This window comes from Candidatus Eremiobacteraceae bacterium (assembly GCA_035295225.1).
Lineage (GTDB): Bacteria > Vulcanimicrobiota > Vulcanimicrobiia > Eremiobacterales > Eremiobacteraceae > JABCYQ01.
Map to the genome: position 1 here is coordinate 1 of DATGJI010000028.1, position 17,352 is coordinate 17,352.

Here is a 17,352-nt window from a genome sequence, read left to right on the forward strand (position 1 = left end):
GAATACGAAGGTTTGTCCGGTGTGTCTAGCGCTGCCGGGCGCGCTGCCGGTCGCCAATAAAGCGGCGATCGAGCACATGATCACGGCGGGGCTGGCATTCGATGCGCAGATTCCCGCGTTCTCGAAGTTCGATCGCAAAAACTACTTCTATCCCGACATGCCCAAGAATTATCAGATCTCGCAGTACGACATGCCGCTCACGACTGGCGGCGGTATCACGTTGCCGTCCGGCAAACGCATTCGCCTCAACCGCATTCATCTAGAGGAAGACACGGGCAAGAACTTGCATGCCGGCGGCGCGATGTCGGGTTCGGACTACACGCTGATCGACTACAACCGCGCGGGCGTGCCGCTGATGGAAATCGTGAGCGAACCAGACATCTCATCGAGCGACGAGGCTGAAGCCTACCTCGCAGAGCTCAAGGCAATCCTCTCATACATCGGCGTCTCCGACGTCAAGATGCACGAAGGTTCGCTGCGGTGCGATGCAAACGTCTCCGTACGACCGCGCGGCACGACAGCGCTCGGCACGAAGACCGAAGTGAAGAACATGAACTCCTTCCGATCGGTCGGCCGCGCGATCAACCGCGAGATCGCCCGCCAGTCGGAGCGCCTCGCCGCGGGCGAACGGATCGTCCAAGAGACGCGCGGTTGGGATGAAGGCAAAGGCGCCACGTATTCCATGCGCTCGAAAGAAGAAGCGCACGACTACCGGTATTTTCCCGAGCCGGATCTCGTGCCGCTCGCGCTTGAAGCAGACATGCTTGCGCGCTGGCGCGCGGAGCTGCCGGAATTGCCCGACGCGCGGCGCAAGCGCTTTGCCCAGCAATTCGGTCTGTCTGAATACGACGCGCAAGTGCTCACGGCCGAACGCTCCGACGCCGACTTTTACGAGGCGACCGCAGCGGCATGCGACGATCCGAAGCAGGCGGCGAACTGGCTGATGGGCGACGTGCGGCGGGCCTTGCAATCTGCCGGTCTTACCACGCTCGCTCAATCGCCGATGACCGCGGCGCAGCTCGGCGAATTGATCCGCCTCGTCAAAACCGGCGCGATCACGGGCAAAGCGGGCAAGGAAGTCTGCGATCTGCTCGTCGCGCAGGGTGGTGATCCGAAGGTGATCGTCGCGGAGCGGGGGCTGGGCGCTGTCACCGACACGGCCGAAATCGCGACGATGGTCGATCAGGCGATCGCCGCCAACCAGAAGTCGGTCGATGCGTACAAGAGCGGCAAGGCCAATGCGTTCGACTTCATCGTCGGGCAAGTGATGAAGGTCAGCCGCGGCAAGGCGAACGTCGAGATCGTGAGAGCGCTGATCAAGGAACGCCTGGGATGACCGGCTCCGGGGCCGCGTTCGACGACGCGGCGCTGGCGGCGCTCGACTTCCCCACCGTTCTCGACCGCATCGCCGCAGCAGCTACGAGCGAACCTGGTCAACGAGCCGTTCGATCGCTCGTACCGCGACCGGATGTCACCGCGATCGCGCGGGAGCTTGCCGTCGTCGAGGACGCGGCGGAGCTCCTCACCGCAGGCGCCGAGATCGACCTCGCAGGCGTGACGGATATGGCCGCTGCGATCGAACGCGCTTCGGTGGGCGGCGTTCTTTCCGGGCTCGAGCTGCGGCGCGTCGCCGAGAATGAGATGAAACTCGAAGCCGCCTGCGCCGCGATCGCACGCGGCGGCATAGCGGACGCCGATGCCAGCCGGACCGACCGGAGTGTGGATGGCCGAAGTGTGGGGCGGACCTTTACGGTCCGCCGGCGGACGATAAACGTCCGCCCCACAACCGGCGTAGACCCCCCAGACGTTTCCAGACCGCTGCTTCACCTCTCGAAAGAACGCGCACAGACGTCACCGCTCGCGCGCCGGCTGATCGACGCGATCGAGCCCGATGGTCGCGTGGCCGACGGGGCATCGCCCGCGCTCGCGAAGATCAGGCGCCAGATGCGCGCGCTACACGATGAAGTGCGCGAGCGTTGTCAGTCGCTTGTGCGCAAATCGGAGACCGCGAAGCTTCTGTCAGAACCGATCGTCACGGTTCGGCGCGGACGTTACGTCGTGCCGGTGCGCGCCGAGAACGCGGCGCAATTCCCGGGAATCGTCCACGATCAGTCGGCATCGGGCGCGACCGTCTATATCGAACCCATGTCCATCGTCGAAGCGAACAATCGCCTGCGCGGGCTCGAGTCTGCCGAAGAGCGCGAGGTTGCGCGCGTGCTCTCCGAGCTCTCCGGCATTCTTGGTTCGGCCGCCGCAGATCTTATCGCCAACGCCTCGTTAAGCGCACGGCTCGACGCCATCGGCGCGCGAGCTCGCTGGTCGCGCGCGGTGCAAGGTATCAGTCCGGCGTTGAGCGCAGAGCGTGCGATACGCATCGTGCGCGGACGCCATCCGCTGCTCCGCCGTAAAGCCGTGCCGCTGGACATCGAAGTGGGCGGGGATTTTGACGCGCTCGTGATCTCCGGTCCGAACATGGGCGGCAAGACCGTGATGCTCAAGACGATCGGATTGTTCTGCCTCATGACGTATGCTGGGATCCCGCTTCCCGCGGGAGCGGGAACGGTTGTCGGGATGTTCGACCATATCGCGTGCGTCGTCGGCGACGATCAGTCGATCGCAGAGAATCTCTCGTCGTTCTCCGCGCATCTCCGCGCATTGTACGCCGCGCACGCTCATGCCGGCCAGGGGTCGCTCGTGCTCGTCGACGAGATCGGCAGCGGAACGGAGCCGAGCGCAGGCGCGGCCATAGCCCAAGCGCTCATCGAATCGCTGCTTGAGCGCGGCGCGCGCGTCGTGGTCACCACGCACTTCATGCAGTTGAAGACCTTTGCGGCGGCTAGAGAGCGGGTGGCGAACGCTTCCATGCTCTTCGACGCTGCGACGAACGAGCCGACGTATGTGCTCGCTGTGGGCGTTCCAGGTCGCTCTCTTGCTATTCCGCTCGCGAGTTCGCTCGGCTTTGAAGAGCGCGTGATCGCCCGTGCGCAAGAACTGCTCGGTGCAGAAGCGATGGACCTCGATCGCATCTTCGCACAGCTCGCAGAAGACCGCGACGCGTTGCGCCGCGCGCTGCACGAGGCGGAGACGCAACAGGCGCGCAACGCAGAACGCGCGACCGAGCTGGCCGCTCGGATCAAAGAAACCGCCGCCGCGCGCGCCGACTTCGAGCGCCGGGCGTCCGAAGAGTTGGCTCGCGCGATTGACAAAGCTGCCGCAGACGTCCGCGAGAAATCCGCCGCCGCGGAAGCCGAAGCTCGTCGCCAACGAGGAAAACCGGACCCGCATGCGTCCGAGGCGCTCGCGCGTACGCTTTCGGAAATGCGCCGCAGCCTTGGATTAGAGGAGACGACTCCGTCGCTTGATGTCCAAAGCAGCGGCGATCGCGTCGGCAACACCTCATTCGAGGTCGGCGACGCCGTCTTCGTGCGGAGTTTCAACGCGCACGGTATCGTGGCCGATGTCTACGAGCGAGACGTGCTCGTCTCGATCGGCAACGCTAAGACGATCGTCTCGCGCAACGATCTTGCGCTTGAACGGCGCGCGGCGGGAAATACGACCTTGCCTGTTTCGCGACGCAAAGGCGAGGACATCGCGGCTGCCGCCGAGCGCGCGCAGACGTCCGTCGATGTGCGAGGTCTGCGAGTCGAGGAAGCGATGCCCATCGTGGACAAAGCCCTGGACGAGGCGTCGCTTGCCGGCTTACACGAGCTGCGCATCATCCATGGCCGCGGCACGGGCCAGTTACGCAAGGGCCTCGCCGAGTTCTTGCGCGACCATCTCCAAGTCGCGACGACGGCGTATGCCGCCGACCGCGAGGGCGGGTCCGGAGTTACGATAGCGACGCTTCGGTAGGGAGGCAGCACCAAGCATGGCGAGCGTCGCCGAACAACTTGAGCGGCTCACGGCGAACTGCGTCGACGTAGTGACGCGCGAAGATCTCACCGCGCGTTTGACGCAAGGCCGGCCGCTGCGCGTGAAGCTCGGCATCGATCCATCCGGGCCCATGCTCCATCTTGGCCACGCTGTGGTCTTGCGGCAATTGCGTGCGTTCCAGGACTTAGGGCATACGGCGGTCCTGGTCGTGGGAGATTTCACCGCGCAGATCGGGGACCCGACGGGCCGGGTCAACGCCCGCAAACCGCGCACCCCCGAACAGATCCGCGACGACATGCGCTCGTACGCCGACCAGGCTTCGCTCATACTCGACATCGACAAAGCCGAGATACGCTACAACAGCGAGTGGCTCGGACCGCTCAGGTTCTCCAATCTGATCGGATTGCTCGCCACGACAACCGTGGCTCGAATGCTCGAGCGCGACGATTTCAGCAAGCGCTACGGGGAAGGCGCTCCGATCGGCCTTCACGAGTTCATGTATCCCATCTCCCAAGCGTACGATTCCGTCATGCTCAACGCCGACGTCGAGCTGGGCGGAACCGAGCAGCTTTTCAACCTCATGATGGGCCGCCGGCTTCAAGAAGATCTCGGCAATCGTCCGCAGATCTGCATGACGCTTCCCATCCTCGAAGGGACGGACGGCGTGCAGCGCATGGGTAAGAGCCTCGACAACTTCATCGCGCTGCGGGAGCAGCCGGCGCAGATGTTCGGCAAGATCATGTCGCTGCCGGACGCGCTGCTCGAGCGTTATTGGCGGCTTGCCACCGACCGTTCGAAAGCGGACGCGGATAAGATCGTCGCCGACATCGCGAGTGGCACGGTGGCGCCTCGCGACGCGAAGATCGCGCTCGCTGAGACGATCGTGCGTCTGTACCACGGCGAGGCCGCAGCGAAAGATGCGCGCGAGCACTTCGAGCGCACCATCGTCCGCAAAGAGATGCCCACCGACATTCCGGTCTTCGAACTACCATCAGAACTAAGAGCCGGTCCTCTCGCGAAGATCCTCGTCGCAGTCGGATTTGCCTCATCAGGGCGCGAGGCTCAGCGGCTCATCAAAGACGGCGCGATCAAGGTGGACGGCGCGCGCGTCGACGGCGAGGAGAGCGCGAGCACACCGTGGACCGGCAAAGTCCTGCAGAAGGGCAACCACCGCTTCGTCAGGCTGACGTAGTCGCGACCCTCAGGCCGACGTGGTCGCAGCCGCCACGATCTCGCGCAGTTCGTCGCGTCCGAAATGATAGGTCGCCCCGCAGAAGTCGCAGCGCGCTTCGGTCACTTCGTCTTCACGAGCCATGTTCTCAAGCTGCGCCCGGCCGAATCCGAGCAATGCCTTGATCACGCGATCGCGATCGCACGAACACGCAAACGAGACGTCGTGGTGGGCGGTGATGCGCGGTGAGAGATCGGCCGCGAGCCCGAGGATGAGATCGTCGGGCGTGCTGCCGTTCTGGATAAGCGCGCTTACCGAAGTCAGCTGTTTCGCGCGCTCTTCGAGCGCACGGGCGGTGTCGTCGTCTGCACCGGGGAGAAGTTGAGCTAACACGCCGCCGGCTGCAACGACGCCGCGAGGTCCGGCTAAAACGCCGACCGCGACAATGGTCGGGATCTGTTCAGAGCGCGCGAAATAATGCGCAAGGTCTTCGCCGATCTCGCCGGAGACCAAGCGGACCGCGCTCGTATACGGCTGACCGCTGTCGAACGTGCGCGTGATGTGGAGCGATCCGGATCCGATCAACGCGGCGACATCGAACTTGCCGCGCGAATTCAACGGCACGTCGGCGAGCGGCTCCTGTACGTAACCGCGCACGCGCCCTTCCGACCGGATCTCGGCGTGGATGCTTCGCACGGGGCCGTCGCCTGCGATCTGCAACGCGATGCGCTCACGGCCGTTCAGCGCGAAGCCCATCATCGCGGCTCCGGTGAGCAGACGGCCGAGCGCCGCCGTCGCCGTGGGCGAACAGCCGTGTCGCGCCTGCGCCTCGATCACGACATCGGTCGTACGGGCCGCGAGCACGCGCACGTAGTCTCCGGCCGCCATGGCGGACGCGATGTGGTCAGCAGGCATCGCAATTGTCTTCAGAGCGGAGCGGGACCGCATCCTGCCGAACCGCCAGCGCTATGAGCGCTGCAGGCGGACGGCGGACTGTGGTCGTCATCCACGGCCCAAATCTCAACCTGCTCGGCAAGCGAGAGCCGGCAACGTATGGCTCGGCGACATTGCAGGATATCGACACGGTCATCCGTGCACTTGCGAAAGAACTCGACTGCGACATATCAACGTCGCAACATTCCAGTGAAGGCGACATCATCGATGCGATCCATGCGGCTGCCGTCGCAGGGAGCGCGATCGTGATCAATCCCGGCGCGTACACGCATTACTCGTACGCGATCCGCGATGCGCTCGCGGCCGTCGACGTGCCGAAGGTCGAAGTGCATCTCTCGAACGTTCACGCGCGAGAAGAGTTTCGTCGCGTCTCCGTTTTGGCGCCGGTCGTCCACGGCGTCGTCGCCGGATTCGGCGCGAACTCCTATCTGCTCGGCATACGCGCCGTGGTCGCAATGCTTGATAAATAAAGGGATTGAGCGCTCTCCGGGCAGGAATGAGCGCATCGCGGTCTAACTCGCCTCGCGGACCACGACCTCTGGGCGCTTGTTGCATTTGAGCCAGAGCCTCGTGAGGTTTCACGAAACGCTGTAGGAGGAAACTGATGACCAAGGCTGAGCTGATCGATGCAGTCGCAGAGGAAACGGAACAGACGAAGCGCGAGGTGGCGACCGTAGTCGACGCTGTTCTCGAGCACATCAAGAAAGCGCTGCAGAAAGGTGACAAGGTTCAGCTCATTCCCTTCGGAAGCTTTGAAGTGCGGGAGCGCAAAAAGCGCGAGGGACGCAATCCGAAGACGGGCGAGAAGCTCACCATACCTGCGCGCAAAGTTCCGGCATTTCACGCCGGCAAAGATCTGCGCGACTCGGTGAACAAAGGCAAGAAGCGCTAAGCTTCGGCCGCTCATGACAGAAGATGCCTCCCCGCCACGGACGGATCCGCGGCAACCTGGGGAGGCTTCTTCAATTCCCGCGCAGTTCAACGTCGGACCGATCGATGCGAGGGAGATCCCGGACGCCGTCGCTATCTTTCTCGAGGCCTTCCACGACAGCGCTGCCTACGTGTACGGCGAGCCTCCGCGCCCTGATGCGATGATCGATGTCTGGTCGTTCGCGAGAAGCGTCGAACCCGACGCGTTTCTCGCCGCGCGCGACGGAGCAGGCGCGATCGTCGGTTACGAATTTCTCACGTCCTCCGTCGGCGCGTTGCGATCGGTCGCACTGCGTCGTCTTGTCCCCTTGCGCTGGTTGTGGCGCGCAGTCAGCGGGCAGTATGGGATAGTCTGGGCGCACGCATTTCGGTTGTTTGCGAACAAATTTTCGTTTGTGCGCTCGGCTGGAGACTACCGGACGAAAGGTGACGCGCAGCTGCTGAATATCGCGACGGCCGCGCGCGTGCGAGGCCGCGGCGTGGCGGGCATGCTCGTCGGTGCGGGGCTCACATATCTGCGATCGCGCGGCGTCGCCGAATTGCGATTAGAGGTACGACCGGACAACCTTCCCGCTCTCACAGTCTATCAGCATGCGGGATTCAAAGAGGTGGGCAGGACGAAGGACGCCGGCGGCGAGTGGATCGTGATGACGGCCCGACCCTGAATGGCTATGCCTTCGGAACGGGTCCTTGGACTCTTGCACGTCTCAACAGCCGCGGTATCCTACTGCTAGACGAAGGTGAGGTAGCGGATGCACGGTGGAAGGCGTAACGTGACCATGATTGCGGTTGCGGCCGCGACGGCGATCGGGGCGATCGCATCGGCGAATCCGGCGGCGGCGGCGGTTACGTGGCACAGTTCGGTGCCGCAGCTGCAGCATATCATCATCATCATGCAAGAGAACCGCTCGTTCGATAGCTACTTCGGCACGTACCCAGGCGCGAACGGCATCCCGATGCGCAACGGCAAGCCCACCGTCTGCAATCCCGATCCGAACACGGGGAAGTGCGTTGCGCCGTATCTCGACTTCCACGACATCAACCAGGGCGGCCCGCACGATGCGGCGTCCGCGCGAACCGATATCGACGGCGGGAAGATGGATGGTTTCATCGCCACGGCTAAGACCTTCTCGTCACCGGACAGCGTGATGGCATATCACGACGGATCGATGTTGACGAACTACTGGACCTACGCGCAGCAGTACGTGCTGCAAGACGACATGTTCGCTCCATCCTTGGCATACAGTCTGCCCGAACACATCTTTCTCGTCTCGAACTGGTCCGCGTATTGTCCGCTCCCGAGCAAGCCCTCCACGTGCATGTCGTCGTTTGTTCCCACGGAGCCGGTGACGAACACGTACGGGTGGACCGATATCACGTGGCTGCTGCACGCGGCACACGTTCCATGGAGATATTTTGTGTTCGGCGGTCAGTCCGGCGACGTGATCAACCCCGACGAAGACGACGGTGTTCACGGCATCTACGTGCATCAAGACGCGAAGATCGGCTCGCAGTGGAACCCGTTGCCCGCGTTCACCGATGTGGTGCAAGACGGACAGTTGGACAATATCATAGACGGCAGCTATTTTTACAAAGATGCGGCGGCCGGAACACTGCCTGCGGTGTCGTGGGTGATCCCCGAAGGGACCTATAGCGAGCACCCGCCGAACTCCATCAAAAAGGGCATGGCGTACGTGACCGGACTTGTGAACGCGGTGATGAGCGGCCCGGATTGGAACACGAGCGCCATCTTCATCGCCTGGGATGACTGGGGCGGCCTCTACGATCACGTCGCGCCGCCGATCGTGGATTGGGGCGGATATGGTATTCGCGTCCCCGGCCTTCTCATCTCGCCATGGGCGCAGCACAACGTCGTCGATCATCAGTTGCTCAGCTTCGACGCCTACAACAAGCTGATCGAAGATCTATTCTTGAATTCGCAACGGCTCGACCCGACCAGTGACGGACGGCCGGATCCGCGGCCGGATGTGCGCGAGGCCTATCCACCGCTCGGGAATCTACTCACGGAGTTCGATTTCTCGCAACGCCCGCGCCCACCGATGCTGTTGCGCAACGCGATCATCCACCCGTAGAGCGTCGTTCCAAAGCGTGAAGGGGAAAAATCGCGATAACGTAACGAGAGAAGAGCGGGATTAGCCCATTTCGGACCCGTTACCAAGGAGTCACAATGAGATCCCCTTCCAACGGTATCGCGGTAATCGCGATCATAAGTGCTCTTGTATTGCCCTTCGCGGCCGCGGCATCGACCAATCCGGTCGAACTGAATGCCGGCAGCATGGTGACCTCGAGCATCAATCAGACGATCGATTCAGGCAGCGCGCATGCCGGCGACAAGTTCACCATGACGGTCATGACCCCGTATCCAGGCAACAACGCTGCGTACGACAATGCCAAACTCTTCGGGCACGTGACGCGCGTCGTCAGCGCCGGCCAAGGCCAGAACCCGGTGCTCGAATTCAACATCGATCGCATGGTGTTGGCGAACGGACGTCAGGCCGACGTCTCGATGTTGCTCCAGTCGCAAGCGACGCAACGCCACAACATGATCGCCAACACCGCCGTCACGGCGCTGGGCGGCATGATCGTCGGAAATATGATCGGCAAGTCGCTTTTCAAATCAAATCTCGGCGGCGCAGCAGGGCTCATAGCAGGCGCGCTCTACGCGAATAACAAGAGAGCAAACGTGTCGCTTCGCCAAGGATCGGTTGTGGTGACCGAAGTCCGACAATCCGTGGCCCTTGTGTATCCAAAATCGACCGCCAAGGTGTCGCGAGCTCGGAATTAGCGCCCCGCTTTGAACACGCTGCGGTATGCCACGCTGATACGCTGACCGACGGCGTCGCGCGTTTTTGGTATCCCGTGTTCGTAGTTCAGATGGCTGCGGTAGTCCATGAGCAACAGGCTGCCGGGTTCGAGGTCGAGATCGACCACGCGTCGTGGTGACGATTTGCTTCGGATTCTCATGCGCCGGGCCGAGCCGAGACTGACCAGCGCAACCGGCGCCCCGACCGGGCCGCGTTCGACGTGATCGCCATGCGGCGCGACGCTGTCGTTGCCGTCACGGTAGAAGTTCAGGCCGGCCGCATTGAAGGTGAAATTGCAGAACTGTTCGACAGGTCCTCGCATCAGCGCGATCGGTTCGGGCAATTCGGGATCGCTCAACGCATACGATCCGACGAGGCGCGGCACGTCCACGACCCGATCGTACATCGGACGGCGCTCGGCGCGCCATGCGACTTTGTCGCGCAGCCATTCGAACCATAGTCGAGCCTGGTCGTCGCTGAAGAGGGTGCGCCGGTAGACTATACGCGCCGTCCCATCGTCGACGAGCGCTTCGGCGTTGCCCGATGCGAGCAATGAAAGTTGCATCTTACGTATAGCTCTATTCCCGCAGAAACGTTCCTTCGCGCAGTTCGGTGAACGCCTCTTGCAGCTGCGCTTGCGTGTTCATGACGATCGGTCCGTACCAGGCAACAGGTTCGCCGAGCGGCTTGCCGGATACGAGCAAGAACCGCACGCCGTCTTCGCCCGCCTTCACCATGACCTCGTCGCCTTTATCGAAGAGCACGAGGGACTGGTTCTCGGCATGCGAGGGCGGCGCGGTATCAAGCCAATTGCTCGGCTCGGTCGGCACGGCCAACGGCTCGGATGCGTTGCAGAATTTCGCGTCGCCGGAGAAGACATAGGCAAATGCGTGGCGCGTGGTCTCGACGGGCAACGACTTCTTACGGCCCGGCGGAACGGTCACGTCGAGATAGATCGGGTCGATGGCGACTTCAGGCACGGGGCCCTTCTTGCCCCAAAACGATCCGCAGACCACGCGCACGATCGTGCCGTCGTCATCCGTGACCTCGGGGATATCCTTAGACACGACCTCCTGGTAGCGCGGCTCCGTCATCTTGCGCGACGCCGGAAGATTCGCCCACAACTGAAATCCATGCATGCGCCCAGTCTGATCGCCTTTGGGCATCTCCTGATGGATGATCCCTTTACCCGCTGTCATCCATTGCACGTCTCCCGCGGCGATCGTGCCGCTGTGCCCGATGCTGTCGCCGTGCTCGACCGTGCCTGCTAACACGTACGTGATGGTCTCGATTCCTCGATGGGGATGCCACGGAAAACCCGCTAAGTAGTCCGCAGGAACGTCGTTGCGGAAATCGTCCAGCAAGAGGAACGGATCGAAGTCCGATGTGTTGCCGAAGCCGAATGCGCGGCGAAGGTGCACGCCCGCACCTTCCAGCGTCGGTTTCGATCTTATGAGGCGTTTGATCGGCCGGACGGACATTGCAGCTCTCCGAGTGACTTTGAAGTGCCGAGCGAAGGACCGTTGGTTCTGTCAGGCTAAAGCGGAGTCTTTCCGAAGCTTGCGTCGTTGGAGAGTGCGTATGCTCAAGCGTCACATCGCGGCTATCGGCGCCGCGGCAATAATTCCGCTCGCGGCGATCGTCGCCGCGGCGGCCCAAACCGAATTGCGCCAGACGCCGGGCTCGAACATCACCATCTCGACATGCGACCCGCACCGGCACGGCGCCGGGGTCACGCATCCTTGGATCGACCCTTACGGTATCAGACACTACCCCGGCGATTTCCCGAGCGACGAAGGTTTCCTGGCCATTGACTATCAGAACACAGCAAAGACGGCGGCGACCGAAATCGATTTCGGGCTCGTGGCGCGCGGCTCGCTCGTGGCCACGGCGAAGGACGTCGGCACGTTCTCGCCGGCCGTGAAGATATCGCACGAGTTCGTGATAAGCCGCGAAGTCTTCCCGATCGGCACGGAGTTCCCGTATTGCGCCGTGCTCCGCGTGAAATATAGCGACGGAACGGAATGGCGCAATCCGAACCCTCCGCCTACAGGCTAGGCTTCGATAGCTTCTGCTGTCACCTGCACGCGCCAATAAGGAAGGGCGGTCGCTCGGGGGAGCGACCGCCCACACGGCGCGATGCCAAAGGGGTTATGAGATTGTCACCTTTGTCGGCTGCGCCGGCTTGAGCGAGGGGATTTGGATCTTGAGGATGCCTTTATCGAACTCCGCTGTGACTTTGTCGGCGTCGATATCCTCCGGCAGTGAAACGCTGCGCGAGAAGCTTCCCCTGCGCATCTCGCGATACTGATACTTCTTTTCCTTTTCCACTTGTTCAGTCGCGTATTTCCCCGAAATTGTCAGGGAATTGCCTTCGACCTGGATCTCGATGTCTTTCTTGTCGAGACCGGGAAGCGCGACTTCGACATTATACTTCCCGTCTTTGTTGTAGAGATCGATCGCGGGCATGATGAACTGGTCCGCGAAACGCGATGTGTCGAGGAACGAGTTCATCGCGCGCCGGAAGGTCCCGAAATCGCCAAAGGGACTGATCGAGTAGAAATCCTCAAAGAACGGGCGGATCTCATCTCGTTTGGGTGTCAGCGTTGTGGACATGTCTTTCTCCTTTCAATGAGTATTATGGTTGCGCGGCCTAGCCGATGGTGAGAAGATTGTCGACTCGCGTCACTCCCGGCACGTGCCACGCCGCGCGAACCGCTTCGTCGCGCTCGGTCAGCGTGTGGACCACGCCTTTGAGGGTGACTTTTCCGCCGACGGTTTCCACGCTGATCCGCTTCGCCTCGGACTCCGCTGTGCGTGAGAATGCTCGCTCGATCTTTTCCTTGACGTCTCGCGGTCCGACGAACTTGCCGGACTTCAGCGTGATCAGATTCGTGATCTCCGTGACGCCCTTGAGGTTGCGTACCGCGGCTTCGGCTTCGGATCGTTGAAATTCCCAGTCGAGCTCGCCCGCTAGCGTGACCGCACCGTTTTCCACGGTGACTTGTACGGAAGCGGCCGGCACAAACGTGTTCCACGCAAGGGCGCTGACGGCGGCTGCCGCGATGTCTGTGTCGTTGCGGCGGTGCGAATGCGGCAGTTCCACTCGCAGCTCTTCCGCGATGCCGCGAACTCCGGCGATACGCTTTATCGCTCGCTCTACGGCGTATTTCTGAGCGTAGTTCGGCACCGTGCCCGAAATCGTCACGATCGCGTTATGGACCCCGACGGTGAGATCTCGTTCGTCGACTTGGAGATCGAAGGCTAGTGAATCGACGACGTCTTTGTGCAGTTGAACATCGGTCTTCATGGCAAGAACCCCCTATTGGTTTTCTTGCCTAACTCTACATCTCGGCGGTCCGCGGCGATGTGAAGCTCTCGTGAATATCGTCATGGATTGCGACGTCTGTCGCTTCAGCCGAATCGAGCCAACGCCGACGCCTCGCACGCGGTGACGTCAGCGTTTGCGCCGGCCGGTTTTCGGAACCAATTCTGCGCGTTTCGTGTTCGTCTTAAATCGCTCGACGTTCGCCATGCGCGGGCCCGCCATGCGGCCGGAACTCTCGCGTTGGCTCTCACCGTGAGCCGTCAGGTGGCCGCGCGCCGGTTCCCCAGCCTTTCGCGCTCGATCCGTCTTTCGTTTGGCCATGATCTCTCCCGCCTTCCTACGCTTTGAGCGAGCAGATCTCGCACTTCTTTGTCGGTCGTCTGCGAGAAATCTTTATAGTGAACGCCGACGGCATACAGCACCTCCGGCACGAAAACGGCGACGACGCTGTCCGCCTCACGTTCCAGGGACGCGACGGCTTGCCGCGATGCGAGGGGTACTGCCACCACAATGCGGCGCACGCCGCGCTCCCGCAACGCAGAGATCGCGGCGCGCATGCTGGCTCCCGTCGCGAGGCCATCGTCCACGACGATGGCAAGCTTGCCGTTGACTTCGATCGGCGGGCGCCCGTCGCGGTATGTGCGTTCGCGACGGGTGAGCTCGGCGACTTCGCGGGTGGCGACAGCATCCAACTCGGCCTGCGAGACGCCGGCGACAAGATCGGGGTCGATGACAAGAGTGCCGCCTGAGGCTATCGCGCCGATCGCGAGCTCTTCTCGCCCGGGAAATCCGAGTTTGCGAACGACGATGACATCCAGCGGAGCCCTAAGCGCCTGCGCGACTTCGTATGCGACCGGAACGCCGCCGCGAGGCAGCGCGAGAACGACGATGTCCGAATCGCCGGTGAACTTGCTCAGATGCTTGGCAAGGTCTCGGCCCGCGCTGCGGCGGTCGGGAAATCGCGGAAAGTTCATGGTGCGGCCGATCCAATGCGCACGCGATGATCAAGCACAGGGGATGTGGCCGCATTGACAGACGCCGTCCCCACGCCCGACGCCTTCATCGCGGCAGTACTCGCAACAGAACGCCATCGGCGAACCGTGTGCGATGATGCAACCGCAGACCTCGTTGGCGCACGTGCGCTCGGAGGCGTGTGGATCTTTTTCGAGGATTTCATGATGCTGCATGTGCTGCATGGCGTTACTCCTGAGACCAGCGTACCGAAAAGTCTTGAATTTACTGCGAATACATCACCCGTCTAGCCGATCTTCTTTTGAAAGCGGAAGACGGCGATAGCGAAGACGACGATTCCGAGCACCGCGAGTTCCAGCACCTGCGGCCATAAGATGTCTATGCCCACGCCCTTGACGATCACACCGCGCACGAGCGTCAGGAAGTACGTCAGCGGCATGATCGCTCCAACCCACTGCAAGAATACGGGGAGGGTCTCACGCGGAAAGATGAATCCCGACAGCAAGATGCCGGGCAAAAGGAAGAACTGGGCCATCTGCATCGCCTGCTGGAACGTCGCAGAAACAGTCGAGATCAGAATACCCACACCGACGACCGAGAAGAAGAAGGCCAGCGTGGCCAGGTAGAGCGTCAGGACGCTGCCGCGCACCGGCACGTCGAATAAGAAATACGCCACCACGAGGATCATCGTGCACAGCACGTAACCGATGCCGACGATCGGCGCGATCTTGCCGAGAATCAGCTCGTCGGAACGGACCGGCGTCACCACCAATTGCTCGAGTGTTCCAAGTTCTCGTTCGCGCACGACCGCGATGATGCTCAGGAACGTCATGCTGAATTGCAACACGACCGCAAGGACACCGGGGACGATGAAGACTTCACTGCGCAAATCGGGATTGTACCATGCGCGCGTTCGCACGACCGGAGTGCTCACGACAGAATGTCCACCGTGCAGCGCGAGCGCCTGGACAGCGACGTTTCGCGCGATGTCGGCGCCGACGCCCGTGGCTACCGAAAGCGACACACGCGCTGCCGTTGCATCGGTGGCGTCTACCGCGACCATCACGTCGGTCTCCCGCCCGGCCGCGAGATCGCCCGCGTAGTCGGGCGGTATCACAATCCCGACGAGCGCTTTGCCCCGATCTATCGAATCCTCGACATCGTGCATGGTCGCGGCCGCATAGCGCACAGAAAAGTAGTCGGTATTGACGAATTCCTGAATGAGCTGCCGGCTCTGCGGCGTCTTCGATTGGTCGAGGACGATCGTCGGTTGATATTTGACGTCGCTGGACAGGTAACCATACAGGATGAGCTGCACAAGCGGCATCACGAGGATACTCGTGAGCGATCTCCGGTCACGCAGGAACTGCAACGTCTCCTTATGGATGATGCTGCGCAGCCGCCGCCACTTCACGACGGCTTGGTCCCTTGGCCGTGACTCGACGTGATCGAGGCGAAGACGTCCTCTAGACTCGCCACGGCGGGTCGCACGTTGGCGATCGGAATCTGGGCGTCGACGAGGGCGCCGCTAAGCCGGTCGACGAACGCCGCCGAGGGTAACATGACGTGAAGCGCCGATTCGAAGAGCGTCGCGGCGCGGACGAACGGAAGCTCCTCAACGATCTGCAACGCGCCGACGGGCGACGCCGTGACTACCTCGACGGCGTATCCGAATGACGGATCGGTCTTCAGCGACGCAGGCGTGCCTTGCGCCACGATGCGCCCGCCGTCGATGAACGCGAGCTTGTCGCAGTGTTCGGCCTCGTCCAGGTAGTGCGTGGTGACGAGAATAGTCGCTCCGTTTTCGGCGATGGAGCCGATGATATCCCAGAACTTCCGCCGCGAGACCGGGTCCACGCCGGCAGTCGGTTCGTCTAAGAACAGCACGTCCGGTTTATGGATGGCGGCACACGCAAGCGCAAGCCGCTGGCGATAGCCTTGTGGGACGGCGGCGCCGAGCACATCGCGGTATTCTGTCAAGTCAAGCGTTCGCATCCACGCCTCGAGTTCGCCTGGACTGCGGCGCACGATGTCGCCGTACATGTCCGCATAGAACCGGAGGTGTTCACCGATGGTGAGGTCGGGCCACACGCTCGATCGCTGCGAGACGTAACCGATTCGTTCCCGAATGCGCTCCGCATCGCGCACGATGTCCATACCGAGCACATGCGCGTCTCCGGAAGTAGGGTTCATGATTCCACAGAGCATTCTGATGGTCGTGGATTTACCCGCGCCGTTTGGTCCGAGGAATCCCCATATCGTCCGTTCTTCGATCTCGAACGACACGTGGTTGACGGCGGTGAAGGCGCCAAACCGTCTCGTGAGATCGTGCGCCGCGACCGTGGTCCTCACGAAGACGCACTCGCGGTTTCCCTGACGAGCAGCCAAATGAACGCGTCCTCCAAAAGAGGCTCGACCGCACGCAGCGACGCCCCCGCGACTCCTTCGGCTTCGAGCGCCGCTCTGAGAACGGGAAACGCTTGCGTGGCGTCCGGCACCAAGGCATGGAACACGCCGCCGAACACCTCCAGGCTCTGGACGATCGGAACGGTTCGCAGCGCGCGGCGAACGGCCGCGGGCGAAGCGCCGCCGATCTCGACGACGCGCGATGCGACGATAGCCTTAAGACGCGACGGTGTGTCGAACGCGATGAGCCGTCCGCGGTGCATGAGCGCGACATGTGTCGCATGTTGCGCTTCGTCCATATATGGCGTACTGACGACGATGCTCACGCCGCGCGAATTGAGCCCGTATAGGAGCCGCCAGAATTGGCGGCGAGAGACGGGATCAACGCCGGCAGTCGGTTCGTCGAGCACCAGGAGCTCCGGCTCGTGGACGAGCGTGCACGCAAGCGCGAGTTTTTGCTTCATGCCGCCCGAAAGCGATCCCGATGGGATGTCCACAAAACTTTCGAGGCGGAAGTCATCGAGCATCGCACGCGAGCGGGCGAGCAATTCGTCGGGCGGAACATCATACAGGTCCGCGTAGAATCTGAGATTCTCACGCCCCGTGAGATCTGAGTAAAGGCTGAAGCGCTGCGGCATATAACCCAGGCGAGCCTTGCCCGCTTCCGGGTCGCGAATCATATCGACGCCGAGCAGATCGACTTCACCCGAATCGGGCGCAAGCACGCCGCAGATGATTCGCAGCAGGGTCGTCTTGCCCGCTCCATCGGGACCGACGATGGCCAAGATGTCGCCCCGAGCGACGCTCAGGGTCATGCGGTCGAGCGCGATCGTGTTTCCAAATCGTCGGACGACATCGCGACACGCCACCGCGTCGCCGGTTGCACGCTCCCT

The 17,352-nt window shown here is 62.2% G+C and carries 19 protein-coding genes; 10 read left to right on the plus strand and 9 right to left on the minus strand.

Annotated elements, in window-relative coordinates; all coding sequences use genetic code 11:
• The 3 genes from gatB to tyrS form a co-directional block, all read left to right on the plus strand.
• Positions 1-1,336: Asp-tRNA(Asn)/Glu-tRNA(Gln) amidotransferase subunit GatB (gene gatB / locus VKT51_04970; protein HLJ83505.1), on the plus strand; the 1,336-nt coding region annotated here is incomplete at its 5' end.
• The gene (locus VKT51_04975; GenBank protein HLJ83506.1) at positions 1,333-3,852 is read left to right on the plus strand and encodes a Smr/MutS family protein; all 2,520 of its coding nucleotides are present in this window, start codon (positions 1,333-1,335) and stop codon (positions 3,850-3,852) included. The genes gatB and VKT51_04975, both read left to right, overlap by 4 nt.
• 16 nt (positions 3,853-3,868) lie before the next feature.
• Positions 3,869-5,065, plus strand: a complete 1,197-nt coding sequence (gene tyrS, locus VKT51_04980; GenBank protein HLJ83507.1) for a tyrosine--tRNA ligase — start codon at positions 3,869-3,871, stop codon at positions 5,063-5,065.
• A gap of 9 nt (positions 5,066-5,074) precedes the next feature.
• Here tyrS and hslO read toward each other — a convergent pair whose 3' ends face one another.
• Complete coding sequence (gene hslO / locus VKT51_04985; GenBank protein ID HLJ83508.1) at positions 5,075-5,959, minus strand: Hsp33 family molecular chaperone HslO; 885 nt, start codon at positions 5,957-5,959, stop codon at positions 5,075-5,077.
• 53 nt (positions 5,960-6,012) lie between these two features.
• Here hslO and aroQ point away from each other — a divergent pair, with 53 nt between their 5' ends.
• The 5 genes from aroQ to VKT51_05010 all read left to right on the plus strand — a co-directional run bounded on the left by aroQ (position 6,013) and on the right by VKT51_05010 (position 9,734).
• Complete coding sequence (gene aroQ / locus VKT51_04990; protein ID HLJ83509.1) at positions 6,013-6,468, plus strand: type II 3-dehydroquinate dehydratase; 456 nt, start codon at positions 6,013-6,015, stop codon at positions 6,466-6,468.
• A 134-nt stretch (positions 6,469-6,602) separates the two neighbouring features.
• Positions 6,603-6,890 (plus strand): HU family DNA-binding protein, encoded by a 288-nt coding sequence (locus tag VKT51_04995; protein ID HLJ83510.1) that lies wholly within the window; start codon positions 6,603-6,605, stop codon positions 6,888-6,890.
• Positions 6,891-6,903: 13 nt separating this feature from the next.
• A complete protein-coding gene (locus VKT51_05000) occupies positions 6,904-7,593 on the plus strand; it encodes a GNAT family N-acetyltransferase (GenBank protein HLJ83511.1) in 690 nt (229 codons plus the stop codon).
• Between the two features lie 114 nt (positions 7,594-7,707).
• Positions 7,708-9,021 carry an alkaline phosphatase family protein gene (locus VKT51_05005; GenBank protein HLJ83512.1) on the plus strand — a complete coding sequence of 438 codons (1,314 nt, stop codon included), beginning with the start codon at positions 7,708-7,710 and terminating at the stop codon, positions 9,019-9,021.
• Between the two features lie 95 nt (positions 9,022-9,116).
• Positions 9,117-9,734 (plus strand): hypothetical protein, encoded by a 618-nt coding sequence (locus VKT51_05010; protein HLJ83513.1) that lies wholly within the window; start codon positions 9,117-9,119, stop codon positions 9,732-9,734.
• Here the strand turns inward: VKT51_05010 and VKT51_05015 are convergent.
• Together VKT51_05015 and VKT51_05020 are read right to left on the minus strand one after the other, a co-directional pair.
• The gene (locus VKT51_05015) at positions 9,731-10,318 is read right to left on the minus strand and encodes an alpha-ketoglutarate-dependent dioxygenase AlkB (protein HLJ83514.1); all 588 of its coding nucleotides are present in this window, start codon (positions 10,316-10,318) and stop codon (positions 9,731-9,733) included. The two genes, VKT51_05010 and VKT51_05015, sit on opposite strands and share 4 nt — an antisense overlap.
• Before the next feature lie 13 nt (positions 10,319-10,331).
• Entirely contained in the window at positions 10,332-11,234 is a 903-nt protein-coding gene (locus tag VKT51_05020) for a pirin family protein (GenBank protein HLJ83515.1), read from the minus strand.
• A 100-nt stretch (positions 11,235-11,334) separates the two neighbouring features.
• Here VKT51_05020 and VKT51_05025 point away from each other — a divergent pair, with 100 nt between their 5' ends.
• Positions 11,335-11,811, plus strand: coding sequence for a hypothetical protein (locus VKT51_05025; protein ID HLJ83516.1), 477 nt, complete (start codon positions 11,335-11,337; stop codon positions 11,809-11,811).
• 93 nt (positions 11,812-11,904) lie between these two features.
• Here the strand turns inward: VKT51_05025 and VKT51_05030 are convergent, their stop codons facing one another.
• The 3 genes from VKT51_05030 to VKT51_05040 form a co-directional block, all read right to left on the minus strand.
• Positions 11,905-12,369, minus strand: a complete 465-nt coding sequence (locus VKT51_05030) for an Hsp20/alpha crystallin family protein (protein ID HLJ83517.1) — start codon at positions 12,367-12,369, stop codon at positions 11,905-11,907.
• 37 nt (positions 12,370-12,406) lie between these two features.
• Entirely contained in the window at positions 12,407-13,063 is a 657-nt protein-coding gene (locus tag VKT51_05035; protein ID HLJ83518.1) for a BON domain-containing protein, read from the minus strand.
• Between the two features lie 278 nt (positions 13,064-13,341).
• The gene (locus VKT51_05040; GenBank protein HLJ83519.1) at positions 13,342-14,055 is read right to left on the minus strand and encodes a phosphoribosyltransferase; all 714 of its coding nucleotides are present in this window, start codon (positions 14,053-14,055) and stop codon (positions 13,342-13,344) included.
• Between the two features lie 45 nt (positions 14,056-14,100).
• On the opposite strand from VKT51_05040, the gene VKT51_05045 reads away from it, so the two are divergent.
• On the plus strand, positions 14,101-14,343 hold the full coding sequence (locus VKT51_05045; GenBank protein ID HLJ83520.1) for a hypothetical protein: 243 nt from the start codon (positions 14,101-14,103) through the stop codon (positions 14,341-14,343).
• On the opposite strand, the gene VKT51_05050 is transcribed toward VKT51_05045, so the two are convergent.
• Genes VKT51_05050 through VKT51_05060 form a run of 3 tightly spaced genes read right to left on the minus strand, consistent with a single transcriptional unit; the run spans position 14,340 to position 17,328 of the window.
• Positions 14,340-15,467: an ABC transporter permease gene (locus tag VKT51_05050; protein HLJ83521.1), complete on the minus strand. Its 1,128-nt coding sequence runs from the start codon at positions 15,465-15,467 to the stop codon at positions 14,340-14,342. The two genes, VKT51_05045 and VKT51_05050, sit on opposite strands and share 4 nt — an antisense overlap.
• Positions 15,464-16,405, minus strand: a complete 942-nt coding sequence (locus VKT51_05055) for an ABC transporter ATP-binding protein (protein HLJ83522.1) — start codon at positions 16,403-16,405, stop codon at positions 15,464-15,466. Before VKT51_05055 ends, VKT51_05050 begins: the two co-directional genes overlap by 4 nt.
• Entirely contained in the window at positions 16,402-17,328 is a 927-nt protein-coding gene (locus VKT51_05060; protein HLJ83523.1) for an ABC transporter ATP-binding protein, read from the minus strand. Before VKT51_05060 ends, VKT51_05055 begins: the two co-directional genes overlap by 4 nt.
• Positions 17,329-17,352 lie beyond the last annotated feature (24 nt).